General features: G+C 56.3%; 22 protein-coding genes. 8 read left to right on the top strand and 14 right to left on the bottom strand.

Annotated features, from left to right (window positions below; all coding sequences use genetic code 11):
- Positions 1-11 precede the first annotated feature (11 nt).
- The gene (locus AB3N39_RS08080) at positions 12-647 is read right to left on the bottom strand and encodes a TetR/AcrR family transcriptional regulator (RefSeq protein ID WP_024909039.1); all 636 of its coding nucleotides are present in this window, start codon (positions 645-647) and stop codon (positions 12-14) included.
- A gap of 244 nt (positions 648-891) precedes the next feature.
- Here AB3N39_RS08080 and bhsA point away from each other — a divergent pair, with 244 nt between their 5' ends.
- Positions 892-1,149 (top strand): multiple stress resistance protein BhsA, encoded by a 258-nt coding sequence (gene bhsA, locus AB3N39_RS08085; RefSeq protein ID WP_023616599.1) that lies wholly within the window; start codon positions 892-894, stop codon positions 1,147-1,149.
- 75 nt (positions 1,150-1,224) lie between these two features.
- On the opposite strand, the gene AB3N39_RS08090 is transcribed toward bhsA, so the two are convergent.
- The 3 genes from AB3N39_RS08090 to AB3N39_RS08100 form a co-directional block, all read right to left on the bottom strand.
- On the bottom strand, positions 1,225-2,190 hold the full coding sequence (locus AB3N39_RS08090; protein ID WP_133294173.1) for a L,D-transpeptidase family protein: 966 nt from the start codon (positions 2,188-2,190) through the stop codon (positions 1,225-1,227).
- Positions 2,191-2,336: 146 nt separating this feature from the next.
- A complete protein-coding gene (gene mfd / locus AB3N39_RS08095; protein WP_111965551.1) occupies positions 2,337-5,783 on the bottom strand; it encodes a transcription-repair coupling factor in 3,447 nt (1,148 codons plus the stop codon).
- Positions 5,784-5,932: 149 nt separating this feature from the next.
- Positions 5,933-7,006 carry an acyltransferase family protein gene (locus AB3N39_RS08100; protein ID WP_367897201.1) on the bottom strand — a complete coding sequence of 358 codons (1,074 nt, stop codon included), beginning with the start codon at positions 7,004-7,006 and terminating at the stop codon, positions 5,933-5,935.
- A gap of 256 nt (positions 7,007-7,262) precedes the next feature.
- Here AB3N39_RS08100 and lolC point away from each other — a divergent pair, with 256 nt between their 5' ends.
- Genes lolC through cobB form a run of 5 tightly spaced genes read left to right on the top strand, consistent with a single transcriptional unit; the run spans position 7,263 to position 12,201 of the window.
- Positions 7,263-8,462, top strand: coding sequence for a lipoprotein-releasing ABC transporter permease subunit LolC (lolC, locus tag AB3N39_RS08105; protein WP_024908607.1), 1,200 nt, complete (start codon positions 7,263-7,265; stop codon positions 8,460-8,462).
- On the top strand, positions 8,455-9,156 hold the full coding sequence (gene lolD, locus AB3N39_RS08110; RefSeq protein WP_008500772.1) for a lipoprotein-releasing ABC transporter ATP-binding protein LolD: 702 nt from the start codon (positions 8,455-8,457) through the stop codon (positions 9,154-9,156). Before lolC ends, lolD begins: the two co-directional genes overlap by 8 nt.
- Positions 9,156-10,400, top strand: a complete 1,245-nt coding sequence (gene lolE / locus AB3N39_RS08115; protein ID WP_127730412.1) for a lipoprotein-releasing ABC transporter permease subunit LolE — start codon at positions 9,156-9,158, stop codon at positions 10,398-10,400. Before lolD ends, lolE begins: the two co-directional genes overlap by 1 nt.
- A gap of 53 nt (positions 10,401-10,453) precedes the next feature.
- Positions 10,454-11,365 carry an N-acetylglucosamine kinase gene (gene nagK, locus AB3N39_RS08120; protein WP_136194688.1) on the top strand — a complete coding sequence of 304 codons (912 nt, stop codon included), beginning with the start codon at positions 10,454-10,456 and terminating at the stop codon, positions 11,363-11,365.
- 14 nt (positions 11,366-11,379) lie between these two features.
- Positions 11,380-12,201, top strand: a complete 822-nt coding sequence (gene cobB, locus AB3N39_RS08125) for a Sir2 family NAD+-dependent deacetylase (protein ID WP_136194689.1) — start codon at positions 11,380-11,382, stop codon at positions 12,199-12,201.
- Between the two features lie 45 nt (positions 12,202-12,246).
- On the opposite strand, the gene AB3N39_RS08130 is transcribed toward cobB, so the two are convergent.
- Positions 12,247-14,178 (bottom strand): methyl-accepting chemotaxis protein, encoded by a 1,932-nt coding sequence (locus AB3N39_RS08130; protein WP_136194690.1) that lies wholly within the window; start codon positions 14,176-14,178, stop codon positions 12,247-12,249.
- Between the two features lie 237 nt (positions 14,179-14,415).
- Here AB3N39_RS08130 and AB3N39_RS08135 point away from each other — a divergent pair, with 237 nt between their 5' ends.
- The gene (locus AB3N39_RS08135; protein WP_115874747.1) at positions 14,416-15,645 is read left to right on the top strand and encodes an EAL and HDOD domain-containing protein; all 1,230 of its coding nucleotides are present in this window, start codon (positions 14,416-14,418) and stop codon (positions 15,643-15,645) included.
- Between the two features lie 46 nt (positions 15,646-15,691).
- On the opposite strand, the gene potD is transcribed toward AB3N39_RS08135, so the two are convergent.
- From potD to potA, 4 genes are read right to left on the bottom strand one after another with little or no spacing between them, the layout of a single operon-like run.
- A complete protein-coding gene (gene potD / locus AB3N39_RS08140; RefSeq protein WP_367897202.1) occupies positions 15,692-16,726 on the bottom strand; it encodes a spermidine/putrescine ABC transporter substrate-binding protein PotD in 1,035 nt (344 codons plus the stop codon).
- Positions 16,723-17,514, bottom strand: coding sequence for a spermidine/putrescine ABC transporter permease PotC (potC, locus tag AB3N39_RS08145; RefSeq protein WP_033145228.1), 792 nt, complete (start codon positions 17,512-17,514; stop codon positions 16,723-16,725). Before potC ends, potD begins: the two co-directional genes overlap by 4 nt.
- A complete protein-coding gene (gene potB / locus AB3N39_RS08150; RefSeq protein WP_136194694.1) occupies positions 17,511-18,368 on the bottom strand; it encodes a spermidine/putrescine ABC transporter permease PotB in 858 nt (285 codons plus the stop codon). Before potB ends, potC begins: the two co-directional genes overlap by 4 nt.
- The gene (gene potA, locus AB3N39_RS08155; protein ID WP_181574049.1) at positions 18,352-19,494 is read right to left on the bottom strand and encodes a spermidine/putrescine ABC transporter ATP-binding protein PotA; all 1,143 of its coding nucleotides are present in this window, start codon (positions 19,492-19,494) and stop codon (positions 18,352-18,354) included. The genes potB and potA overlap by 17 nt, the downstream gene beginning before the upstream one ends.
- A 237-nt stretch (positions 19,495-19,731) precedes the next feature.
- Between potA and pepT the strand changes: the two genes are divergently transcribed.
- Complete coding sequence (pepT, locus tag AB3N39_RS08160) at positions 19,732-20,955, top strand: peptidase T (RefSeq protein WP_133294179.1); 1,224 nt, start codon at positions 19,732-19,734, stop codon at positions 20,953-20,955.
- Positions 20,956-20,996: 41 nt separating this feature from the next.
- On the opposite strand, the gene AB3N39_RS08165 is transcribed toward pepT, so the two are convergent.
- The 5 genes from AB3N39_RS08165 to hflD all read right to left on the bottom strand — a co-directional run bounded on the left by AB3N39_RS08165 (position 20,997) and on the right by hflD (position 26,489).
- Positions 20,997-22,118: a cupin domain-containing protein gene (locus AB3N39_RS08165; RefSeq protein ID WP_111965561.1), complete on the bottom strand. Its 1,122-nt coding sequence runs from the start codon at positions 22,116-22,118 to the stop codon at positions 20,997-20,999.
- Between the two features lie 92 nt (positions 22,119-22,210).
- On the bottom strand, positions 22,211-23,674 hold the full coding sequence (gene phoQ / locus AB3N39_RS08170) for a two-component system sensor histidine kinase PhoQ (protein ID WP_133294180.1): 1,464 nt from the start codon (positions 23,672-23,674) through the stop codon (positions 22,211-22,213).
- Complete coding sequence (gene phoP, locus AB3N39_RS08175) at positions 23,675-24,346, bottom strand: two-component system response regulator PhoP (RefSeq protein ID WP_028019015.1); 672 nt, start codon at positions 24,344-24,346, stop codon at positions 23,675-23,677.
- Between the two features lie 123 nt (positions 24,347-24,469).
- Positions 24,470-25,840 carry an adenylosuccinate lyase gene (purB, locus tag AB3N39_RS08180; RefSeq protein ID WP_008500757.1) on the bottom strand — a complete coding sequence of 457 codons (1,371 nt, stop codon included), beginning with the start codon at positions 25,838-25,840 and terminating at the stop codon, positions 24,470-24,472.
- A 19-nt stretch (positions 25,841-25,859) separates the two neighbouring features.
- Complete coding sequence (gene hflD, locus AB3N39_RS08185; RefSeq protein WP_013097081.1) at positions 25,860-26,489, bottom strand: high frequency lysogenization protein HflD; 630 nt, start codon at positions 26,487-26,489, stop codon at positions 25,860-25,862.
- Positions 26,490-26,516: the final 27 nt, after the last annotated feature.

The raw sequence follows: 26,516 nt of genomic DNA on the forward strand, positions 1-26,516 counted from the left end.
CTTTTTTTGCTTCAGATTTTCAGTAGCTCAGGCCACAGCCGCAGCGTGGTTTCGCTTATATTCTGCAGTTTTTCCAGCGTAGCCCCTTCACGGGCGCTGATCGACATCCCCTGCAAAATACAGCTCAGGTATTGCGCCAGCAGCTGTGGGTTGCACTGGGCAGGGATTTCACCGCGCTGCTGGCGCTGAGCCAGAAATGCGCTAAGCGTCTCCTCCTGCATGGCATGCCGCGATTTCACCGTATTGGCAATCTCTTTAGAGGACGCCGCCAGGGTGGCAGAGGTATTAATCATAAAGCAGCCCGCAGGCGTCTCTTTACTGGTGAAGCAGGTCGCGACGGCGGTGAAATAATCCCGAAGCGCCTGTTCGACGCTTTTCTCTTCACAAAACAGCTGGGCTTCGTGTTTCGCCGCAAATCGCGAAATGTATCTGTCCAGCACCGCCCTGAACAGCCCCTCTTTATTGGTAAATTCGGCATACAGCGTCGGCGCTTTTGCTCCGGTAGCTTCTACCAGATCGGAAAGCGAGGTTGCTTCATACCCATGTTGCCAGAAGAGAGTCATGGCCTTATCAAGCGCTGCATCCCTGTCAAACACTTTTGGTCGGCCACGGCTTTTCTTCGCACAACTCGTGACGTCGGTTGTCATGTGCCGTTGGTCCTCTGTTGGTTTGTTGAATGACCATTATAAAAATAAACGCAAGTCACCACCAGCGCTGAATGCTTAAAAATAAATTAATCATATGAGTATGAAAAATAACGACTTTAAAATTAAGTTAATGGTCATTATAAAATTATGTTGACGCGTGATATGGATCACATTTATGATTTACCTATCGATCGTTAACTAAATGATTAACGACCTCCAAATTCATCTGCTAAAGGTAAACATCATGAAAAACGTAAAAACCCTCATCGCTGCCGCTGTTCTGAGTTCACTCTCTTTCGCAAGCTTTGCTGCTGTACAGGTGCAATCCACCCCTGCTGACCAGCATAAAGTCGGGACGATCTCTGCCTCTGCCGGGACTAACCTGGGTTCCCTGGAAGATCAGCTGGCGCAAAAAGCGCAAGAGATGGGCGCAAAATCTTACCGCATCACCTCTGTGACCGGTCCTAACACCCTGCACGGCACCGCCGTCATCTACAAATAAGCCGGGCATAAACCCTCATTTATGCCACTGCAATAGAAAACGCCCTGCTCAGCAGGGCGTTTTTTTATTTCTGATTTACATCGACTGCTGGACGACGCCGTGATGCCGGGTGACATCGGTCGGCATGCCTGAGCGGGCCTCCATTGCGCGCTCCATCACCTCGCTGTTGGTATTCGCATTCGTTTTGAAGCTTACCATCGCGGCATTCAGGTTAATGGGCAGCGTCTGCGGATCGTCGCCAATGTTTTTCGATAGCGGCTGATGAATTTCAACCAGCCGCACGCCGCCCGGCTCCTCAGAAACCTTAATCGGCGTATTGATAATATTCACTTTGGTACCCGGCGTAACGACGTTAAACAGCGTTTTGATATCGTCATCGCGCAGACGAATGCAGCCGGAGCTGACGCGCATGCCGATGCCAAAGTCCGCATTCGTTCCGTGCAGCAGGTAAACGCCGCCGTAGGCCGCCAGACGGATTGCGTGGTGACCCATCGGGTTATCCGGGCCTGCTGGCACCACGGCCGGAAGATCGATGCCCTGAGCTTTATAACGGGCACGAATATTGGCCGTCGGGGTCCAGGTTGGATTCGCGCGTTTATCCGAGACGGTGGTGACCATCGTCGGCGTCAGGGTGTCGCCGCCCAGCTGACCAATACCAATCGGGTAGACGGTCACCTCATTTTTACCCGGCGGATAATAGTACAGGCGTAGCTCCGCCAGGTTTATCACGATCCCCTCGCGCGGGGCGTCCGGAAGGATAGTCTGTAACGGGATTGTCAATACGCTGCCCGCGCGTGGGACGTACGGGTCGACGCCGGGGTTCGCCTGCAGCAGAGCCAGAAAACCGACATTATATTTTTTGGCAATGGCTTCCAGCGAACCGCCATTATTTTCAACCACATGAAAGCGGTTTTCCCCCACCACCTTGCTGCCGGGCGGAGGGAGGGGCCAGGTATTTGCGCGAGCGGGAAGCGCCACCGCGACGGTGGCTGCCAGCGCAATCAGGGTTAACCAGCGAGTAAAACGCGAAGAGGTCATCATCACCATAATCCATGCAAATGATAAGGTTATTGTTTTATAAGGCGTTACGATAATTATGGCGAATGGGTGTGTCGGGAAGATCGGGTGAAGTGCAAAGAGTTTGTAAATTGTCCCCCGTTAGCGCTGGGCTAACGGGGGAAGGGAGGTCAGGCGATCGCGTTCTCTTCCAGCTGGCGCATAAAGTTACGCACCCAGTCCATGCGGGTTTTGCGCTCCGTCAGCTCCTGGGTAAATTTCAGACGCGTTGGGCCATCCAGACGGAAATGCTGCGGCTGTTTTTGCAGCAGGCCGATCAGCCACATCGGGTTGACGTGGTTCTTCTCCGCGAACTCAATCACGCCGCCTTTTTCGTTGCCTTCGAGCTTACGAATGCCCAGCTTCTGCGCCTGCTGGCGCAGGCGCGCGATATCCAGCAGATTTCGCGCCGCATCGGGCAGCAGACCAAAGCGGTCGATCAGCTCAACCTTAATCTCTTCCAGCTCGTTTTCCGTCTTCGCACTGGCGATGCGCTTGTAGAACGACAGTCGGGTATTCACGTCCGGAATGAAATCGTCCGGCAGCAGGGAAGGCATACGCAGCTCGACCTCGGTCTGCTGGCTGGTGAGATCTTCCAGCGACGGCTCGCGACCGGCCTTCAGGGCATCAACCGCGTTCTCAAGCAGCTCCATATAGAGCGAGAAGCCGATGGTCTCCATGGAGCCGCTCTGGTCCTCACCCAGCAGCTCGCCGGCGCCGCGGATCTCGAGATCGTGCGTGGCCAGCGCGAAGCCTGCGCCGAGGTCTTCCAGCGAGGCGATGGCTTCCAGACGCTTTTGCGCGTCGGTGGTCATCGCTTTCGGATGCGGCGTCAGCAGCCAGGCGTAGGCCTGATGGTGCGAACGCCCGACGCGGCCGCGCAGCTGGTGAAGCTGCGCCAGACCAAAGTGATCCGCGCGTTCAATAATGATGGTGTTCGCCGTCGGAATGTCGATCCCCGTTTCGATGATAGTGGTGCACACCAGCACGTTAAAGCGCTGGTGGTGGAAGTCGTTCATCACCCGTTCCAGCTCGCGCTCGCGCATCTGCCCGTGACCGATAGCAATGCGCGCTTCCGGCACCAGCTCCGCCAGCCTGTCGGCCGCTTTCTGGATGTTTTCCACGTCGTTGTACAGGTAATAGACCTGACCCCCGCGCAGGACTTCACGCAGTATTGCCTCACGCACCACCAGATTATCGTACTCGCGGACGAAGGTTTTTACCGCCAGACGGCGCGCCGGCGGCGTGGCAATAATCGACAGATCGCGCATGCCGCTCATCGCCATGTTCAGGGTTCTCGGGATCGGCGTTGCGGTCAGGGTCAGGATGTCGACGTCGGCGCGCATCGCTTTGATGCGCTCTTTATGGCGCACCCCGAAGCGGTGCTCTTCGTCGACGATCAGCAGCCCCAGATCTTTCCACTTCACGTCGCTTTGCAGCAGCTTGTGGGTGCCGATCAGAATATCGATTTTGCCTTCGCTTGCCTGTTCGAGGATCTGCGTCTGTTCTTTGGTGCTGCGAAAACGCGACAGCATCTCGATGCGTACCGGCCAGTTGGCGAAGCGGTCGCGGAAGTTGTCGAAGTGCTGCTGAGCGAGCAGGGTGGTCGGCACCAGCACCGCCACCTGCTTGTTGTTTTCCACCGCAAGGAAGGCGGCGCGCATCGCCACTTCGGTTTTACCGAAGCCGACGTCGCCGCACACTAAACGGTCCATTGCCAGCGGCTGGCACATATCGCTCAGCACGGCGTTAATAGCCTGAGCCTGATCCGGCGTGGTTTCAAACGGGAAGCTGTCGCAGAACAGCTGATACTGTTCCTTATCATGCTTAAAGGCGAATCCCTCTTTGGCCGCGCGCTGGGCGTAGATATCCAGCAGCTCGGCGGCCACGTCGCGCACTTTTTCCGCGGCCTTCTGGCGCGCGCGCGCCCAGGCGTCGCCGCCCAGCTTATGCAGCGGCGCGTTCTCTTCGGCACCGCCCGCGTAGCGGCTGATCAGATGCAGGGACGACACCGGAACATACAGTTTGGCGTCGTTCGCGTAGGTGAGCATCAGGTATTCACCTTTAATACCGCCCGCTTCCAGCGTGGTCATCCCCTGATAGCGTCCAACGCCATGCTCCAGGTGAACAATCGGCTGGCCCGGATGCAGCTCGGCCAGGTTACGGATCAGCGTGTCCGGGTTGATGGTTCGACGGCTGTCCTGACGGCGGCGCGCGACGCGCTCGCCCAGCAGGTCGCTTTCGCAAATCAGCGCCAGGTTGTTGAGCGTGTCGATAAAACCGTGCTCGGCGGCGCCAATCATCAGGTAACGGCCGTTTCCGGTCGCTTCGCTCAGGCGCAGGATGCGCTTCGGCGCCACCTTAATGCGTCCCAGCAGCTCACCCAAAGCTTCGCGGCGGCCTTCACTCTCAACGGAGAACACCACCGGGCCGGTAAAGGACTCCAGGAACTTGCGCAGATTATCCAGCGGGGATTTCTGCTGCGCCTGGACGGCCAGGTCCGGCAGCGTCCGGAAGGCGAGGTTGGTGTTGGCGGCCTTGTCGGCAAGCGAATCGGTTTTCAGCTGCATGCGCGGCCAGCGCTTCAGCTCGGCGTTGAGCTCGTCGGTACGCAGCCACAGCGCTTCCGGCGGCAGCAGCGGACGCATCGGGTCAACGCCCCGGTTTTCAAAGCGGGCGCGGGTTTCGCTTTCAAAGCGGCTGGCGCTGGCGTCGATATCGCCGGTGTTAACAATCAGCGTATTCGCTGGGAAGTAGCTGAACAGGGCAGGCAGCGGCTCGTTAAAGAATAGCGGCTGCCAGTATTCGATCCCGGCAGGCAGCGTGCCTTTGCTGACCTGCTGATAAATATGTTCCGCGTCGCGCTTCACCTCGAACCTATCGCGCCACTGGCTGCGGAACAGTTCGATAGCGGTTTTGTCCGTGGGGAACTCATGCGCGGGCAGTAAATTGATGGACTCCACTTCCTCCAGCGTGCGCTGCGTGTCGGCGTCAAAGACGCGCAGGCTGTCGATTTCATCATCAAAGAAGTCCAGACGATACGGCTGGTCGCTGCCCATCGGGTAAAGGTCGAGCAGCGCGCCGCGGGTCGCGTATTCCCCATGTTCCATGACCTGATCGACGTGGCGATAGCCGGCCCCGTCAAGCTGCGCCCGCAGGGCATCACGGGACAGGCGCTGGCCTTTTTTCATCACCAGCGCGTGGCCGTGCAGGTAGCTGTGCGGACAGACGCGCTGCATCAGGGTGTTCACCGGTACAATCAGCACGCCGCGCTGCATGGTCGGAAGCTGGTAGAGCGTCGACAGGCGCGAGGAGATGATCTCCTGGTGCGGAGAGAAGCTGTCGTACGGCAGCGTTTCCCAGTCGGCCAGGCTGAACACCAGATTATCGGTGAACTGGCGAATTTCATCGTGCAGGCGCAGGGCGTTTTGCATATCCGGGGCAACCAGGATCACCGGCCCTTGATGACGCTCGGCGATTTCCGCCACCAGCGTGGCGCACGCCGCGCCCGTGAGTTCACCCAGCTGGCGCTGGTCGCCCGCTTTGACAGGCAAGGAATAACGATAGTGTTCAGGCATGGCTATGTCAGAGTCTCTTATGGATATACCAACAGTATTGGGGCATATCACTGATACGCAATGTCTTTATTATCCTCGATCGTTTTGCATAAGCAAATCGCAACCGCACGGCAGGGCTAAACGCCCCCGAAACGGGGGCGGAGAGGGCATTAACGCGTTGAGGGGGACAGGGTCAGCGTAGACGGAGGAGAGAAGAAAACGTCGCCAAACAGCGCGGTGGAAATTTTACGCACCCCGAGCCCGGCCAGGGTACAGATCAGCAGGCTGGCAAACGGGTAGACCAGAATTAAGGTGAGTTCAGCCCAGACCGGCCAGTAAGCGGCATTCATCTCGCCAATCAGGAACAGGCTGAAGGCCTCAATTAAGATGCGGTGGGTGGTATAAATCGCAATGGTATTGGAGCCAATCACGTTCAACAGGTTGTCAGGGTGAACGGCATAGCGCTGCTCAAAGCTGTAGAATAGCTTCATAATCAGCACAATCGACAGCAATGAGAGCAGCAGCGGAACGTTAGCAAACCACAGCACCACGGAGACGGCGGCGAAAGCGACGGTTGCCAGCCAGAGGCGGCGCAGGCTGACGCTTTTCATCCACGCCATCAGCGTCGCGCCATACCACGCCCCGAGGCTGTAGTAGATCATGTTGCGGACCACGCTGTTCATTCCCCACCACGGTAGCGGCAGGAAGTTGATCGCGATGCTTGCCAGCGCCAGCAGTCCCAGCATCGGCAGCTTCCAGCGGCTCAGCAGTTTACACAGCGTGAAGTACACGACCAGGGCATACAGATACCACAGGCTGGTACTGGCAGTGAGCATGCCTTGCACAAATCCCGAGAGCGAGTCGGCGTAGGCCGCGTTCGACGAGGTGACAAGCTCGCGATCGGGCGCCAGCCAGGCATTCAGGTGGGTCAGCGCCTGCCATTGCAAAATCCCCCACAGCGCCAGCACCCAGACAATGCTCCAGATTCGCTTGTCGAGACTGGTTCGCCAGTCCACCTCGTCAATATAACGACGGATCAGATAGCCGGAGATAAAGAAAAAGACCGGCATACGGAAGGGGGCAAGATAGAGATTAAAATAGACCCAGCATTTGGCGAGAAGGCCGGAGAGCGGGTGTTGCAGCCCGATCAGATGCGGATAAAACGTGATAACCGAATGATAGATAACCACCAGGCAGATACACAGCCCTTTTATCTGGTTAATCCATAATGCTTTTTGCTTCATTGTTCGCAACTACCTTATTGCCATAGACGAACGAGCAATTGTTGTTAAACGAAACCGTGCTGTAATGGGTAACAGTCTGTATCAGGAGGTTTTTCGGAAAAGGTGGAGGTTGCGAGGAGCGGTTTCAGATATTAGTATCCTGATTTATCTGAGTTTTTTGGAAAAATGATTACCAAAGCTTACGGTTTCAGTCATTTACGCTTAACGGATTCGCTTATATACTCGTGGGTCTGCTATCAGCAAACAGACGGACTTCATGTATCAACCTGTCGCACTCTTCATAGGCTTACGCTACATGCGTGGGCGCGCCGCGGACCGCTTCGGTCGCTTTGTCTCCTGGCTATCGACTATTGGCATTACGCTTGGCGTGATGGCTCTGGTGACGGTGCTTTCCGTCATGAATGGCTTTGAGCGCGAGCTGCAAAACAACATCCTGGGGCTGATGCCGCAGGCCGTACTCTCATCCACTAACGGCTCGGTTAACCCGCAGCAGCTGCCGGAAAGCGCGGCGAAGTTACAGGGCGTCACGCGCGTAGCGCCGTTGACCACCGGCGACGTGGTGCTGCAAAGCGCCCGCAGCGTGGCGGTCGGCGTGATGCTGGGTATCGACCCGGCGCAAAACGATCCGCTGACGCCGTATCTCGTTAACGTGAAGCAGACCGACCTGGAAGCCGGGAAATATAACGTGATTCTGGGCGAGCAGCTTGCCGGACAGCTTGGCGTTAACCGTGGCGATCAGCTGCGCGTAATGGTCCCTTCTGCCAGCCAGTTTACGCCGATGGGGCGCCTGCCAAGCCAGCGCCTGTTCAACGTGATTGGTACCTTTGCCGCCAACAGCGAAGTCGATGGCTACCAGATGCTGGTTAACATTCAGGACGCGTCACGCCTGATGCGCTACCCGGCAGGAAATATCACCGGCTGGCGCCTGTGGCTCGACGCGCCGCTGAAGGTCGATACTCTCAGCCAGCAAAAACTGCCGGACGGCACCAAATGGCAGGACTGGCGCGAGCGTAAAGGCGAGCTGTTCCAGGCTGTGCGGATGGAGAAAAACATGATGGGGCTGCTGCTGAGCCTGATCGTCGCCGTGGCGGCATTTAACATCATCACCTCGCTGGGTCTGATGGTGATGGAGAAGCAGGGCGAAGTCGCCATTCTGCAAACCCAGGGGCTCACGCCGCGCCAGATCATGGCGGTGTTTATGGTGCAGGGCGCCAGCGCCGGTATCATCGGCGCGCTGCTCGGCGCCGTGCTGGGTGCGCTGCTTGCCAGTCAGCTTAATAACTTAATGCCGATCATCGGCGCCCTGCTCGACGGCGCGGCGCTGCCGGTGGCTATCGAGCCGCTGCAGGTGGTCGGTATTGCGCTGGCCGCGATGGCCATTGCGCTGCTTTCTACGCTTTATCCTTCCTGGCGCGCCGCCGCCACTCAACCCGCTGAGGCTTTACGTTATGAATAAGATCCTGTTGCAATGCGACAACCTGTCCAAACGCTATCAGGAAGGCACTGTGCAAACCGACGTGCTGCACAATGTGAGCTTCAGCGTGGGCGAAGGCGAAATGATGGCGATTGTCGGCAGCTCCGGCTCGGGCAAAAGTACGCTGCTGCATCTGCTGGGCGGGCTGGATACGCCAACCAACGGCGACGTGATTTTCTCCGGCCAGCCGATGAGCAAAATGTCCTCGGCGGCGAAGGCCGAGCTGCGCAACCGCGAGCTGGGCTTTATCTACCAGTTCCACCATCTGCTGCCGGACTTCACGGCGCTGGAAAACGTCGCGATGCCGCTGCTGATTGGCAAAAAGAAACCGGCAGAGATTAACGCTCGCGCCAGCGACATGCTGAAGGCGGTAGGGCTGGGTCATCGCGGTAACCACCGTCCGTCGGAGCTCTCCGGCGGCGAGCGCCAGCGCGTGGCGATTGCCCGTGCGCTGGTCAACAACCCGCGTCTGGTACTGGCGGATGAGCCCACCGGGAACCTGGACGCCCGTAATGCGGACAGTATTTTCCAGCTTCTGGGCGAGCTGAACGCCTCGCAGGGCACCGCGTTTCTGGTCGTAACCCACGATCTGCAGCTGGCAAAACGCATGGGACGTCAGCTTGAGATGCGCGACGGCCATCTGAACGCGGAACTGACCCTGATGGGAGCAGAGTAATGGCGTCACCGTTATCGTTACTCATCGGTTTACGTTTTAGCCGCGGCCGCCGTCGCGGCGGCATGGTGTCGCTGATCTCCGTTATCTCGACCATCGGTATTGCGCTGGGTGTGGCGGTGCTGATTGTGGGCTTAAGCGCCATGAACGGCTTCGAGCGTGAGCTGAATAACCGCATTCTGGCGGTGGTGCCGCACGGGGAGATCGAGCCGGTTAACCAGCCGTGGACGAACTGGAGCGATGCGCTCGCCAAAGTTGAAAAAGTGCCGGGCATCGCCGCGGCCGCGCCCTACATTAACTTTACCGGGCTGGTGGAAAGCGGGGTAAACCTGCGCGCCATTCAGGTGAAAGGGGTGAACCCGGCGCAGGAAGCGCGTCTCAGCGCGCTGCCAAACTATGTGCAGAACGGCGCGTGGGCCAACTTTAAGGCTGGCGAGCAGCAGATCATCATGGGTAAAGGCGTTGCCGATGCTCTGAAGGTGAAGCAGGGCGACTGGGTGTCAATCATGATCCCGAACGCCAGCACCGACCACAAACTGCAGCAGCCAAAACGCGTGCGCCTGCACGTTACCGGTATTCTTCAGCTGAGCGGTCAGCTTGACCACAGCTTTGCGATGGTGCCGATGGAGGATGCGCGGCAGTATCTCGACATGGGCAACAGCGTGACGGGCATTGCCATTAAGGTGAACGACGTCTTTAACGCCAACAAACTGGTGCGTGACGCGGGCAGCGTGACCAATAACTATGTCTACATCAAAAGCTGGATCGGCACTTACGGGTATATGTACCGTGATATCCAGATGATCCGCGCCATCATGTATCTGGCGATGGTGCTGGTGATTGGCGTGGCGTGCTTTAATATCGTTTCGACGCTGGTGATGGCGGTCAAGGACAAGAGCGGCGACATCGCCGTGCTGCGTACGCTGGGGGCGAAAGACGGTCTTATTCGCGCCATCTTCGTCTGGTACGGTTTGCTGGCAGGGCTGTTTGGCAGCCTGTGCGGCGTAGTGATTGGCGTGGTGGTTTCCCTGCAGCTGACGCCGATTATCAACGGGATTGAAAAGCTTATTGGCCACCAGTTCCTGTCGGGTGACATCTATTTTATTGACTTCCTGCCGTCTGAACTGCACTGGCTGGATGTTTTTTATGTGCTGCTTACAGCACTTTTACTGAGTCTGCTGGCAAGCTGGTATCCGGCGCGTCGCGCAAGCCGAATTGATCCGGCGAGGGTATTAAGTGGCCAGTAATTACGTCATGATCTAGCGGCTTTCGGGCCGCCAGGTTAAAAGAGGAATGCGTTATGTATTACGGATTTGATATTGGCGGCACCAAGATTGCGCTCGGCGTGTTTGATAAAAACCTCAAACTGCAGTGGGAAACCCGCGTTCCCACGCCGCGCGAAAGTTATGACGAATTTTTAACCGCCATTGCCGCGCTGGTGGCTCAGGCGGATGAACGCTTTGGGGTCAAAGGCAGCGTCGGCATTGGTATTCCGGGCATGCCCGAAACCGACGACGGCACGCTGTATGCGGCCAACGTGCCTGCCGCTAGCGGTAAACCGCTGCGCGCCGATCTCTCCGTGCTCCTTGAACGCGACGTGCGTTTAGACAACGATGCCAACTGCTTCGCGCTCTCTGAAGCCTGGGATGATGAATTCCGTCAATATTCTCTGGTGATGGGGCTGATCCTCGGTACCGGCGTCGGCGGAGGAATCGTCATCAACGGTAAGCCCATCACCGGCCGCAGCTACATTACCGGCGAGTTTGGCCATATCCGCCTGCCGGTGGACGCGCTGGAAGTGGTGGGGCGTGATTTCCCGCTGACACGCTGCGGCTGTGGGCAGCACGGCTGTATTGAGAACTACCTGTCAGGCCGCGGGTTTGCATGGCTTTACGAACACTTCTATCATCAGAAACTTGAGGCCCCTCAAATCATTACCCTGTGGGAGCAAGGGGATGCGCAGGCGCGTGAGCACGTCGAGCGCTATCTGGATCTGCTGGCGGTGTGTCTGGGAAATATTCTCACCATCGTCGACCCGGACCTGCTGGTGATCGGGGGAGGGCTTTCAAACTTTACCGCGATTACGGAACGGTTGTCCGGGCGTTTGCCCCGACATTTATTGCCGGTTGCCCGCGTGCCGCGTATTGAATGCGCGCGACACGGGGACGCAGGAGGCATGCGCGGAGCCGCATTCCTTCATCTCACCGATTAGTTTACGAGGTTTCTATGCTGTCGCGTCGCCAGGGTCGACTCAGCCGTTTTCGCAAAAACAAACGCCGCTTGCGTGAGCGCTTGCGCCAGCGGATCTTTTTCAGAGACAGAATGATGCCAGAAGCGATGGATAAACCCAGAGTGGTGGTGCTGACCGGAGCGGGGATCTCGGCCGAGTCAGGAATTCGAACCTTCCGCGCGGCGGACGGGCTGTGGGAAGAGCACCGCGTGGAGGATGTCGCCACGCCGGAAGGCTTTGCCCGCGACCCGGATCTCGTGCAGGCGTTTTACAACGCACGCCGTCGTCAGCTTCAGCAGCCTGACGTCGCGCCGAATGCGGCGCATCTGGCGCTGGCAAAGCTGGAAGAGGCGCTGGGCGATCGTTTTCTGCTGGTGACGCAGAATATCGACAATCTCCACGAACGGGCCGGTAACAAGAACATCATCCACATGCACGGCGAGCTGCTCAAGGTTCGCTGCTCCTGGAGCGGTCAGGTGCTGGACTGGAAAGAGGACGTGCTGCCAGAGGATAAGTGCCACTGCTGCCAGTTCCCGTCGCGCCTGCGTCCGCACGTGGTCTGGTTCGGCGAAATGCCGCTGGGAATGGATGAGATCTACAGCGCGCTGGCGATGGCCGACGTGTTTATCGCCATCGGAACATCCGGCCACGTTTACCCTGCGGCGGGGTTTGTTCACGAGGCGAGGCTGCACGGTGCGCATACGGTAGAGCTCAACCTTGAGCCAAGCCAGGTGGGCAGCGAGTTTGAAGAGAAACACTATGGCCTGGCAAGCACGGTCGTCCCGGAGTTTGTCGACAAGCTGCTGAAAGGGCTGTAACGGCAATCGCCTGAAAAGGCACCCGCCGGGCGGGTGCCTTTTTATTTATGAATGGAAGAACGCCAGCGTCTTCTCCAGCGATTTAGCCTGCTCATCCAGCGAGAGCGCCGCAGCGGAGATCTGCTGAACCAGAGAGGCGTTCTGCTGGGTGGTGCTGTCCATCTGGTTAACGGCGGTACTGACCTGGCTTATCCCGCGGTTCTGCTCGTCCAGCGCCTGAACAATGTCGTTGATGACCAGATGCACGTGCGACACCGCCTCAATCACCTGTTTCATCATTACGCCGGTTTCATTGACCAGCTCAACGCCTTTGCTGACGCGGCCTGAGGACTCGGCAATCAGCTGAGAGATCTCTTTTGCCGCGTTGGCGCTTCGCTGGGCCAGGTTGCGCACTTCACCTGCGACCACTGCGAAACCGCGCCCCTGTTCGCCCGCGCGCGCCGCTTCAACGGCCGCATTCAGCGCCAGGATATTGGTCTGGAAGGCGATGCCGTCGACGATGCTGTTAATCTCACCGATCTTACGCGCGCTCTCGTCAATCTCTCCGATCACCATCACCACGTCGTTTACCAGCGTTTCGCCATGCCCGGCGAGGCTCGCGGCGCGATCGGTCAGCGTGGTCGCCTTGTGGGCGTTGTCGGCATTATTTTTCACCGTGACCGAAATCTCTTCCATGCTGGCTGCTGTTTCAACAATCGCCGCCGCCTGTTCTTCGGTACGTGAGGCGAGGTCAAGGTTGCCCGCCGAAATTTCGCTGGTGCCGCCGTGCACGGAGTGGCTGGCTTCGCTGATGTTGTCGACGATGCGCTTGAGCTGCGTCTGCATGGTGTGCAGGGCATAAAAAATGCTGTGGGTATCCCCGGAACGTACCGGGATGGTGTTGTTCAGATCTCCCCGGGCAACGGCCAGGGCGATCCCGGCGGCCTCCGAAGGTTCCCCTCCAACCGGACGGTCAACCTTGCGGGTAAAGATCTGGGCCATCACCAGGCTGACCGCAACGATGCTTAACATCATCATGATGATGGCTTTCAGTAAAAATGCCCGCGCTTCGGCCATCACTTCGCTAACCGGAGTAATAATGGCCAGCTTCCACGGCGTCTGGCTGTTACCGACGGCGATGTCCTGCCAGGTGATGAACACCTCTTCCATCAGCAGCGGATCGTTTACCCGGGTGACGTCATGACCGGCAATCTGACCCGCGTATGGCTTGCCTGCCGCCTGTTTGTCCGGGCTGGACACCACGTTATTACCCGCTGAGAGGAGCAGGGCGTAGCCTGTGCCGTTCCACGGTTTAATCGCGCCGATCGTGGACTGCAGCGTGGCGAGGGAGAAGTCAGAGGTGACCGAACCCAGAAACTGTCCGTCACGCATGATGGGTGCGGCAATCGAGGTGAGCATCACGTCCACGCCGTTGTAGGGGTAAATATAGGGCTCGATGATCACATCTTTATGCCGCTGTTTCGGCAGCAAATAATAATCACCGCTGCCGGGTGTTTCGATGTCAGTCAGCAGGTGTAATGCCGGTTTGCCGGTGGCATCGCGGTCGACGTAGCGGGCGTAGCGTCCGGCAGGATCTTCACCGCTCTGACCGGCAAAGGCGGCATCTTTATCGTCGAACGCGTTGGGCTCAAAGGCCATCGACATGGAGAGAAACTGTGGGTGAGCCGAGAGGTAGTGGATAAGCAGCTGGTTCAGGCTCTGGCGGTCGGATACGCCCGCCTCGCGCAGTGCCAGGGCGCTGTTGCCCATATCCCGGGCGGCAGTCAGGGCGGAATCCAGCTGTTTGCTGACCTGTAAAGCCTGTACCTCGGCTATCTGGCGGATATGTTTTTTGGCCAGCACCTCCTGCTGCGCCATCCACTGCCACATCATAAACCCGATCGTTGCCGTAAAGCCCACCGTCACGGTGAGGAAAATGGACAATAGCATCAACGTCTTGACTCTTATTTTTTGTTTTCGGACCATGGCGTCTTTCATTCTCATCTCCCGTAATGTTGTGCATGTCGGGCAGGCACACAGTACTTATCGGATATTTCATCCTCTTTCTGTAGAGCGCCGGATATATTTAATTTAAATTCCAGAATATTTAATCCCGTTAATTAGTGTGGATGCTTTTATTTTGTGCATTCAATCAAAATAGCGCTCGATAATGCTCGTTATCATCGTGTAGAAAGAGGATGCTAATAAATATTAAGTGGTAAAGGAGGATGGGATATGTACGGATTTATTGCGCGACAACCCATTTTTAACCCTGAGATGAAGACGGTGGCCTATGAGCTGCTCTTCAGAGACGGGATGACAAACCGTTTTCCGGATGTGTCGGCGGAATATGCCACCTCCAGAATGATATCCGATCAGTTTTTATGCGTGCCGTCCCAGCGCATCGCCGGGGCTCATACGTCGTTTATTAATTTCCCTTCGCGAATGGTCATAGACCGCAGTGGAGAAGCGCTGGATAAAGAGAGCGTGGTCATTGAGATCCTTGAAGATGCTGTGCCGGGAGCGGAACTGCTGCAGGCCGTCAGGGAGATGAATGCGCATGGTTATCAGTTTGCGCTTGATGATTTCACGCTTGCACCAGAATGGGATGCTTTTTTACCCTATATTTCAATACTGAAATTTGACGTCAGAAATTACACCTTAGCGCAAATTAAACAGTATCTGAAAACGCGTAAACATCTGACCGGTCATATTAAATATCTCGCTGAAAAAATTGAGACTAAAGAGGAATTCAACCAATACAGGGACGAAGGGTTTTCCCTTTTTCAGGGCTATTTTTTCTGCCGCCCGGAGGTCATTAAATATAAACGGCTGTCGCAAAATCAGCTGGCGATTTTTCGACTGCAAATGGAGGTCGGACGCAATAAGCCTGATTTTCGAATTATCGAGTCGTTGATAAAAACCGATCTCACGCTCTCTTATAAAATCATGCGCTATATGAAGCATACGGCGTTTAAGCATGTCGGCGCCTGTAATTTCAGCAAGTTAACCCTGAGCGAGGTGCTCAGGTATCTTGGCGAAAATCAGCTCCGACGGTTTGTTGCCGTCGTGGTCCTCGCCAGTGCGGGCAATGATACCGTCAGCGAGCTTTATCCGCTGAGCATGATGCGCGGCAAGTTCTGCGAGCTGATCGCAGAGACGATGAACGAACCGATTCTGGCTGAAAATGCGTTCATGTGCGGCCTGTTTTCTCTTCTGGATACCCTCCTTGAGCTGCCGATGGCAGAGTTGATGAAGCAAATTGCGGTCCCGCAGAGCGTAAGCAACGCGCTTTGTCATCAGGAGGGACGGTTAGCCGATATGATTAACCTTTGCCGTTACTATGAACAGCAGCAGTGGGACGAAGCGACCAGAGTACGTCAGAGGCTGGGGCTGTCGGATGAAGAAGTGGTTGAGGCGATGCGAAAGGCGACGATCTGGGCAGGAGAGAATGCGGTCAGTTAATCCTTCCTCACGCCGTACAGGCGGCGTGAGGAAGAACGCGATACCGTTACCGGCCCGCTTTTAACTTCTGGTAATACTCTTCGTAGAGGCGGCTGGCGTCGCCGACATCGTTCTGCCATTCGCCTTTGCTGATGGTTTCGGCATCCGGATAGAGCGATTTATCGTTAGCCACTTCAGGCTTCAGCAGCTTGCGTGCGGCGAGGTTTGGCGTCGGGTAGCCAATCGTCTCGGCAACCTGTTTCGCCACGTCCGGGCGCAGCAGGAAGTTAATCAGCTTATGCGCCCCTTCAACGTTTTTCGCATTGGCCGGAATAGACAGGCTGTCCATCCAGAAAATCCCACCTTCTTTCGGCCAGACCACCTCAAGCGGCGTACCGGCCTGACGGGCAACATACGCGGAGCCGTTCCAGACCATCCCCAGATTCACTTCGCCTTCCATATACGGGTTTGCCGGGTTATCAGAGTTGAATGCCGCCACGTTAGGCATCAGCTTTTTCAGCTCGGCATACGCCGCTTCAATCTCTTTAGGATCCGTCGTATTGCCCGAGTAGCCCAGCTTGCGCAGTGCCACCTGGAACACTTCGCGTGCGTCGTCGGTCAACAGCAGGCTGCCCTTGTATTCCGGTTTCCACAGATCGGCCCAGCTTGTCACCGATTTCGGATCGACGGCCTCGCTGTTAACGCCAATCGCGGTTGCCCCCCAGATATACGGAATGGAGTAGTCGTTATTCGGGTCGAACGGCTTGTTGAGCATCTCAGGATCGAGGTTTGAAAAATGGGTAAGCTTCGTTTTGTCGATCCTCTGGATCATGCCCTCTTTGCGCATTTTGTCGACAAAGTAGGTGGAAGGAACCACCAGATCGTACGCGCCATCTTTGTAAGTTTTCAGCTTGGCGTACATGGTTTCATTCGACTCGTAGGTCGAGTAGATCACTTTGATGCCCGTCTCCTTTGTGAACTGTTCCAGCAGGCCCGGCGGCACGTACTCAGTCCAGTTGTAGAAGTAGAGCGTTTTGCTGTCATCAGCGTGCGCGGCACCCATGCCGAGCACCAGCGCCGCAGCGGCGAGCATTTTTTTCATTTCATTGTCCCCTGAGATTTTGTTTTATCACGAGCAATAACCTGGCTGGCGATCACCAGAACCAGCGAAAATACCAGCAGAATGGTCGCCAGCGCGTTCACCTCGGGTGAAACGCCGACTTTCACCATCGAATAGATTTTCAACGGCAGAATTTCATAGCTCGGCCCGGTCACGAAGGAGGAGACCACCACGTCATCCATCGACAGGGTAAAGCTCAGCAGCCATCCGGCCGCCACGGCGGGCATCGCCAGCGGCAGGATGATTTTGCGCAGGATGGTCATCTCGCTGGCGCCCAGATCTTTCGCCGCCTCCAGCATGCGCACGTCGAACCCTTTCAGGCGCGCAAAGACGGTCACCACCACAAACGGCAGGCAGAAGGTGATATGGGAAAACAGCAGCGACCAGAAGCCAAGCTGTACGCCCAGCAGCATAAACAGCACCAGCAGCGAAATCGCCATCACGATATCCGGCGACATCATCACCACAAACAGCATGCCGCTGACGAACGGTTTACCGCGAAAGCGGTAGCGGTAGAGCGCCACGGCGGTCAGTGAACCAATTAGCGTGGCGAAGGTGGCGGAGAAGATCGCCATCGTCAGCGAGTGCTGAGCGGCCTGCAGCAGGCTGTCGTTGTTCATCAGCAGGCTGTACCAGCTGGTGGTAAAGCCCTGCCAGTTAATCCCGAAGCGTGAGCTGTTAAACGAGTTCACGATCAAAATAACGATCGGGATATACAGGTAAGCGTAAATGGCGGTCATAAAACCGCCGCGAAGCAGTCGACCGATCATTCGAGTTCCACCTTCTTGTTCAGCAGCCGTGAAGCGCGCCAGTAGACCAGCAGCATCAGACCCATCACCACCGTCAGCGTGATGCTGGTGGCGGACCCGAACGGCCAGTCACGAATGTTCAGGAACTGACTCTTGATCACATTCCCAATCAGCAGGTTTTTCGCGCCACCCATCAGGTCAGAAACGTAGAACAGACCCATGGCCGGAAGCATGACCAGCAAACAGCCCGCGATAATACCGGGCATAGTCAGCGGGATGATAATGCGGATAAAGGTCTGGAGCTTGTTGGCACCCAGATCTCTTGCCGCTTCCAGCAGCGGTTTATCCAGCTTCTCTATGCTGGAGTAGAGCGGCATTACCATAAACGGCAGCAGGATATAGACCAGGCCGATAATGACCGCGCTCGGGGTAAACATGATGCGGATCGGCGTATCAATCACCCCCAGCCACAGTAGAAACTCATTGAGGTAGCCTTTGGTGCTGAGGAAGATTTTCAGCCCGTAGATGCGGATTAACGAGTTGGTCCAGAATGGAACAATCAGTAAAAACAGCAGCAGGGGCCGCACCTTTTGCGGCAGGCCCGCCAGGAACCATGCGAAGGGATACCCGAGCACCAGGCAGGCAACGGTGGCAATTAGCGCCATATTGAGCGAGTGCAGCAGCACGTCAAAATAGAGCGGATCGAGCAGGTGCGCGTAGTTATCCAGCGTAAAGACCAGCGAAACGAAGTTAGCGTCGTCGCGGGTCAGGAAGCTGGTGGCGATGATCATCAGGTTGGGTAAAAAGACAAACAACACAAGCCAACCGACGATCGTGGCAATCACCACATTCTGGAACTTACTTGTGTTCTTCATCAGCCAGCACAACCTCCCAGCTTTCTACCCAGTTGACAACCATTTTCTGGTCGAGCGAGTGGTCGAAGTCAGGGTCATCCTCGTTAAAGAACTCGCTGACCATCACCATTTTGCCGTTCTCCAGCTCGACGACAGACTCCAGGGTCATGCCTTTGTAGTTGCGCTCGCGGATATAGCCGATTAACCCTTCGGCCTCGGTATTGCCGTGGATTTCATCGACGCGCAGATCTTCCGGGCGCAGCAGAACGTTGAGCTTTTGTCCCTTCTCGACGGGGAAATTCACCGTGATATTGCATTCGCGTCCTTCGACGCTGGCGAGCACGCGCTGGTCGTCCAGACGTTCAATCACCGTGGCGTCAAAGATATTGATCTCGCCAATGAAGCTGGCGACAAACAGGTTCTTCGGCTCTTCGTAGATTTCGCGCGGCGTGCCGTCCTGCTCGATTTTGCCGTCGCGCATCACCACGATGCGGTCTGACATGGTCAGGGCTTCTTCCTGATCGTGGGTGACGAAGACAAAGGTAATGCCGAGTTTGCGCTGCAGGGCTTTGAGCTCGTTTTGCATCTGTTTGCGCAGCTTGTAATCCAGCGCGGAGAGGGATTCATCCAGCAGAAGCAGACGCGGCTTGTTAACCACGGCGCGGGCGATGGCCACGCGCTGCTGCTGGCCGCCGGAAAGCTGATGGGGTTTACGCTGGGCAAATGTCTCAAGCTGTACCATGCGCAGGGCATCGGTGACGCGCGGTTCGATCTCATGCGCCGGGGTTTTTTGCATCCGCAGGCCAAACGCCACGTTTTCAAAAACGGTCATGTGCGGGAACAGGGCATAGCTCTGAAAGACGGTATTAACGTGGCGATCTTCGGCAGGAACCCGGGTAATGTCCTGGTTCTCTAGATGGATATGGCCGTTATCGACGCTTTCCAGCCCGGCGATAAGGCGCAGTACGGTTGTTTTGCCGCAGCCGGAGGGGCCAAGCAGCGTCAGAAACTCACCGTCATTGATGGTGAGAGTGAGGTCGGAAATAACGTCTTTGCCATCAAAACTTTTACGAATTCGTTCCAGTTTCACCAGCGGTGAACGGGTTTGTGTATTCAATTTTTGCGCTGTCCCATATAGACGCCTCAGGCAGCAGACTGAAGCGGGGTTTGTGTGTAACCACCTTGGTGACTCGTAATGAGGGCGGACATTCTACGGCAATCCCCGGTAATCGCCAATCCTTGTCACTGATTCATAAGCTACATTTACTAACGCATAACGATATAAACGGAAAATATTCTCGTTTGCGGGATAAAAGTGACCTGACGCAATATTTGCGTTTTGATGCTTATTGATAATGTTGTCACAAAAAGTGAGGGTGACTGCATGGATAAATTACTTGAGCGTTTTTTACAGTACGTTTCGCTGGATACCCAATCTAAGCCGGGTGTTCGCCAGGTGCCGAGCACCGAAGGCCAGTGGAAGCTATTAAACCTGCTGAAAGAGCAGCTTGACGCCATGGGGCTTGTCAACGTCACGTTAAGCGAGAAAGGCACTGTGATGGGAACGCTGCCGGCGAATGTCCCGGGTGACATTCCGGCGATTGGCTTTATCTCCCATGTCGACACCTCTCCTGATTTTAGCGGTAAAAATGTGAACCCGCAGATTGTGGAAAATTACCGCGGCGGCGACATTGCGCTGGGCATTGGCGACGAAGTGCTCTCGCCCGTGATGTTCCCGGTGCTGCATCAGCTGCTGGGCCAGACGCTGATCACCACCGACGGGAAAACCCTGCTGGGGGCGGATGACAAAGCGGGGATCGCGGAAATCATGACGGCGCTGGCGGTGCTGAAGGGCAAAGATATTCCGCACGGCGACATCCGCGTGGCCTTTACGCCGGATGAAGAGGTCGGCAAGGGCGCGAAGCACTTCGACGTGGACGCCTTTAACGCCCAGTGGGCCTACACCGTCGACGGTGGCGGCGTCGGTGAGCTGGAATATGAAAACTTCAATGCCGCGTCCGTCACGATCAAAATTGTCGGCAACAACGTTCATCCCGGTTCGGCGAAAGGCGTCATGGTGAACGCGCTGTCGCTGGCGTCGCGAATTCATGCGGAAGTCCCGGCGGAAGAGAGCCCCGAACAGACCGAGGGGTATGAAGGTTTCTATCACCTGACCAGCATCAAAGGCACCGTGGACAGCGCGCAGATGCACTACATCATCCGCGATTTCGACCGTAAAGCCTTTGAGGCACGCAAGCGTAAGATGATGGAGATCGCCAAGAAGGTGGGTAAGGGCCTGCATCCCGATTGCTACATTGAGCTCATCATCGAAGACAGCTATTACAATATGCGCGAGAAGGTGATGGCGCATCCGCATATTCTCGATATCGCCCAGCAGGCGATGCGCGACTGCGATATTGAACCGACATTAAAACCGATTCGTGGCGGCACCGACGGCTCTCAGCTGTCATTCATGGGGCTACCGTGCCCGAACCTGTTTACCGGTGGCTACAACTACCATGGCAAGCATGAGTTTGTGACGCTGGAAGGAATGGAAAAAGCGGTGAAGGTGATAGTGCGGATAGCGGAGTTGACCGCTAAGCGGTAAGAAAAGCCCGGTGGCGAAGCGCCACCGGGCATTAAGGCGACTCAGTCCTCAAAGAACCAGTACCCGCTGTTAACCAGCGCGGCAAGCATCGCGAGGAAAGACGGGTCTTCCAGCGCATCGCCAAAGGTATCGGCAGTCAGCACCAGATGGCTGGCAATGGATTCGAGCGCTGGACGGTGCGGAGAGTCCAGCTTCTCGCCGTTGACGAATACCTCCTCGCCAATGCGCAGCACGCGCAACCCGCCCAGACGTACCAGCTTGTCGCCCTGCTGGAGCGCATCATAAATCTCGTCAGCCTGATAAGGCGGCTCCGGTGGCGCAACGTCCAGCTCATGACGAGACTGGCTGATAAACTCGCCAAACCACTGACGGAAATGTTCCGGTTCGTTGATCAAATCCAGCATCATGCCGCGCAGCTTATCCAGCTCTGCGGGCAGGATATCGGCCGGATGCTCGCGTGCAGGCACATCGGGGTCGCTGTAACGATAGCTGCCCAGCTCGCGTTGCAGAACGTAGTCGGCAAATCCGCTGATCATCTCGCGGCCGCTTGGCGCGCGGAACCCCACGGAGTAGTTGAGGGAGTTTTCCAGGGAGTAACCCTCGTGAGGGAATCCAGGCGGAATGTAGAGAATATCGCCCGGCTCCAGCTCTTCGTCGATAATCCCTTCAAACGGATCAACCTGCAGCAGGTCCGGATGCGGGCAGTGCTGCTTCATCGGCACTTTTTCGCCCACGCGCCAGCGGCGGCGGCCCGTACCCTGAATGATGAATACGTCGTACTGGTCCAGATGCGGACCCACGCCGCCGCCAGGCACGGAGAAGGAGATCATCAGATCGTCCATGCGCCAGTCGGGCAGGGCGCGGAACGGACGCATTAAGGCGGCAGTCGGCTCGTGCCAGTGGTTGACCGCCTGCACCAGCAGCGACCAGTTGTTTTCACCGAGGTGATCGTAGCTTTCGAAAGGACCGTGGCTAACCTGCCATTTCCCGTCCTGGTGGCTGACCAGACGGCTGTCGACTTCGTTTTCCATGGCCAGACCTGCCAGCTCGTCAGGCGAGATAGGGTCGACAAAATTGCTGAATCCGCGTTTCAGAACCACCGGGCGTTTTTGCCAGTAACGTTCAATAAACTCGGGCCAGTTAAGCGTTAAGTGATAATCCATAATTTTTTTATTCCGCAGGCTCTTACTGACTCGGATTATAACGGAAGCTCAGCCCCCCGGCTGCGAGATCCTCGCATTTTTCACATAACGGGTTAACTATCGCTCAATGTGGGCTGCTGGCGACCAAAAATGACCTCCATTCTGGCGCCGCCCAGCAGGCTCTCGCTGGTTTCGATTTTCCCGTCGTACTGGTCGACAATCTCGCGCGCGACGGCTAATCCTACGCCCTGGCCAGGACGTAGCGTATCGGCGCGCTGACCGCGATCGAACACCACGTCACGCTTATTGCGCGGGATCCCCGGGCCATCATCCTCAACGATAATATGCAGCTCGGTTTCCGTCTGGCGCGCAGATACTTCCACGAACTCCAGGCAGTATTTGCAGGCGTTATCCAGCAGGTTACCCATCACTTCCATGAAGTCATTTTTTTCACCCACAAAGCTTATCTCTGGCGAGATATCGAGGCTGATATTCACCCCTTTACGCTGATACACCTTGTTGAGGGCGGACGTGAGGTTATCCAGAAGCGGGGCAACCGGGTGCAGCTCGCGGCTCAGCAGCGCGCTGCCGGAACGCATGCTGGCGCGATGCAGGTAATAGCCAATTTGCTGTGAAATACGGCTGATCTGTTCCAGCATCACCGGCTCAGCATCGTCGACGCTCAGCTTCGAACTGCGCATTGAACGGAGGGTACTTTGCATGACCGCGAGCGGGGTTTTCAGGCTGTGGGTCAGGTCGGTAAGCGTCGTACGGTATTTATCATAGCGTTCGCGTTCGCTTTTCAGCAGGCGGTTGAGGTTTCGCACCAGGCTGGTGAGCTCGCGCGTGGTTTCCGGGTTCAGCTTCTCGCGATGATGTTCCTCCAGCTCGCGAACCTCTTTCGCCAGTGATTCAATGGGGCGCAAGCTCCACCATGCCGCCACCCACAGCAGCGGGATCACCAGCAGGAGATTCGCAGCCAGAACATAGATGAACCAGCTCCAGACCATATAAGAACGCTTCAGCTCGACCGGAATGGTGTCGATCACCACAATGGTCAGCTGCGGCATGTTTAGCGTCGCCGGATAGAGGTTAATCGCGACGGAGTGCGTCATCTCCGTTTCGGCATTGTCGGCGCGGATCTCGTTCAGCTTTTGCTGCAGGGAGCGATCTTCACGGATCAGCGAGCTGGTGGTGTTGAGATCGGCTTCAATTTCATGAAACCCGTTGGTTCTGAGCCAGTCCGGACGAATGCTTTTGACCAGCCATGGGATGTCACGCTGCGCCCACAGTAGCTTGCCCTTTTCGTCATAAATCAGGGCCAGCGTTGGACTCTGCTGGTTGAGGTTTTCCGGCATTTCGACGGTGATTTGATTGTTTTCCCACTTCGCCAGGGTATAAAAAAGATTGCTTTCGCCACGCAGCAGCCGAAAGGTGGTTTTATCAAAGCTGACGCTATAGCCCACCAGGGCGACCATGCCGTAGGAGAGTGACAGCACCAGCACGACGGCGGCCGTTGCCAGTAAGAAACGAACCCGCAGCGAGAGGGGCAGAATGTGGCGCAAAATCACTCTCATTTAGCGTAATTCGAACAGGTAGCCCTGACCACGGACGGTGGTGATCACATCCTGCGGATACTGCGCCTGAATTTTCTTGCGCAAACGCCCCATCAGCACGTCAATGGTATGGCTCTCGCGCAGTTCCGCATCAGGGTAAAGCTGGAGCATTAAGGAATCTTTGCTTACCACTTTGCCGTTGTTACGGATCAGCGTTTCCATAATGGTGTATTCGAAGGCGGTAAGCTTGATCACTTCATCATTGATCGCTAACTCCCGACGGGAAAGATCGACCTGGAAAGGCGGGATGGAGATAACCTGAGACGCCAGACCGCTGTTGCGGCGTAACAGCGCCTGCATGCGCGCCGCCACCTCTTCAATATGAAACGGCTTGGTGACGTAATCATCCGCACCCGCGCTGAGCACTTCGACCTTATCCTGCCAGCCTTCACGGGCGGTCAGAACCAGAACCGGTAGGGAGACATCGTGGCTGCGCCAGCGGCGAATCAACGACAGACCGTCTTCGTCAGGCAGCCCTAAATCGACAATGGCGATATCCGGCAGGTGTTCATTGAGATAATAATCGGCTTCTTTTGCGTCTTCAGCATCGTCCACCTGATGTCCCATCTCCTGAAGCTGAACCTTCAGGTGATGACGTAGCAATGCGTTATCCTCAACAACCAATACGCGCATCATCTCTTCTCCCTAAATAATTGGTATGAATAGTTTAACGCTGATTATGTTGTTTTGGGGATAAACATTGAGTAAACCGGGGAAAAGCATCCCCCTTTTCGGGCGAAAAGGGGGAGAGGGGCGTTACTTTAGCTCGTCAACCATGGTGATGGCGCGGCCAATGTAGTTCGCAGGGGTCATCGCCTTCAGGCGCGTTTTCTCTTCTTCCGGCAGCGCCAGACCGTCGATAAACTGCTTCATGCCTTCGGCGTCAACGCGTTTGCCGCGGGTCAGCTCTTTCAGCTTCTCATACGGTTTTTCGATACCGTAACGGCGCATCACGGTCTGGATTGGCTCCGCCAGAACTTCCCAGTTGTGATCCAGCTCGTCCAGCAGACGGTCACGGTTCACTTCCAGCTTGCTCACGCCTTTCAGGGTGGACTGATACGCGATCAGCGCATAGCCAATACCCACGCCCAGGTTACGCAGTACGGTGGAGTCGGTCAGGTCGCGCTGCCAGCGGGATACCGGCAGTTTGCTCGCCATATGCTGCAGCACGGCGTTCGCCAGGCCCAGGTTGCCTTCTGAGTTTTCGAAGTCGATAGGGTTTACTTTGTGCGGCATGGTGGAAGAGCCGATTTCACCGGCGATGGTTTTCTGCTTGAAGTGGTTCAGGGCGATGTAGCCCCACACGTCACGATCGAAGTCGATCAGGATGGTGTTGAAGCGCGCGATGCAGTCAAACAGTTCGGCGATATAGTCGTGCGGCTCAATCTGGGTAGTGTACGGGTTCCACTGAATGCCCAGAGAGGTCACGAACTCTTCGCTGAACTGGTGCCAGTCCACTTCCGGGTAGGCGGCGATGTGGGCGTTATAGTTACCGACCGCGCCGTTGATTTTGCCAAGAATTTCAACCTGTTCCAGCTGACGATACTGGCGCTCCATACGGTACGCTACGTTGGCCATCTCTTTACCCATCGTGGACGGGGTGGCTGGCTGGCCGTGGGTACGGGAGAGCAGCGGAATATCGCGGTATTCCACGGACAGCGCTTTCACCGCGTCGATGATTTTACGCCAGTAAGGCAGCACTACCTCTTTGCGCGCGGTGGAGAGCATCAGCGCATGGGACAGGTTGTTGATGTCTTCAGAGGTACAGGCGAAGTGGATGAACTCAGACACGGCGTGCAGCGCAGGGACGCTTTCCACTTTCTCTTTCAGGAAGTACTCAACCGCCTTAACATCGTGGTTGGTGGTGCGTTCAATGGTTTTAATGCGCGCGGCGTCTTGTTCGCTAAACTCGGCAACGATTTTATCAAGGTAATCGTTTGCCTTTTCGTCAAAAGCAGGAACTTCCTTGATTGCTGCCTGGGCGGCCAGCTTTTGCAGCCAGCGTACTTCAACCTGAACACGGAACTTCAGCAAACCATATTCGCTGAAGATCCCGCGCAGCGCGCTGACTTTATCGCCGTAGCGTCCATCGACAGGGGATACGGCGGTCAGTGAGGATAATTCCATAATTCGCAACTCCGGGAGGTTAACAATGAGCAAGAATTTGTTTTGCCTGAGTGGTCAGGCGATTACGAGAAAACATTAACTGCAGGCGGCCACCACCGACCTGGTGCCACAGCACTGCAGCGCGGATACCTGCCAGCAGGGACGCGCGCACTTTTGCCTGTACCTGCGGGCTTTGCAGCACGGCAGGAGACCCGGTGACCTGAATACGCGGGCCCAGCGGGCTGATGACGTCAACATAAATGCCGGCCATCGCGCTGAGCAGCGTTTCGGACTGCAGATCAAAATGGTCGAGCTGACGCTGTAACCCGGCAATGCGATCGCCCAGGGTATTAAGCGCGCCTTTTGCTGCGCTCAGCTTACGCTCCAGCACCATCAGGCTCAACGTGTAGCGGGTCAGCTCTGCGTTTAATCCCTGACGGCTGCTGGCGTTAAGCACGCCAAGCAGGGTTTCAAGACCGAGACGAAGATTGGTTTCACTGCCGCCGAACACGCCCAGGGTCGAGCCGGGGTTAAGATCGATAACGCTGTTCAGTGAAACGTGCAGGGCATCAGCGTCGCAATGACCCTGATGCGCGAGCTGTTGCACCAGACGGGCTGACTGGCAAATTCCCGCCAGTGCCAGGGTGATGTCATAATAGTTCTTCGCCACACGGTCTCCTTTATGTGTGCAATCGTA

This window comes from Enterobacter vonholyi, assembly GCF_040834095.1.
Lineage (GTDB): Bacteria > Pseudomonadota > Gammaproteobacteria > Enterobacterales > Enterobacteriaceae > Enterobacter > Enterobacter vonholyi.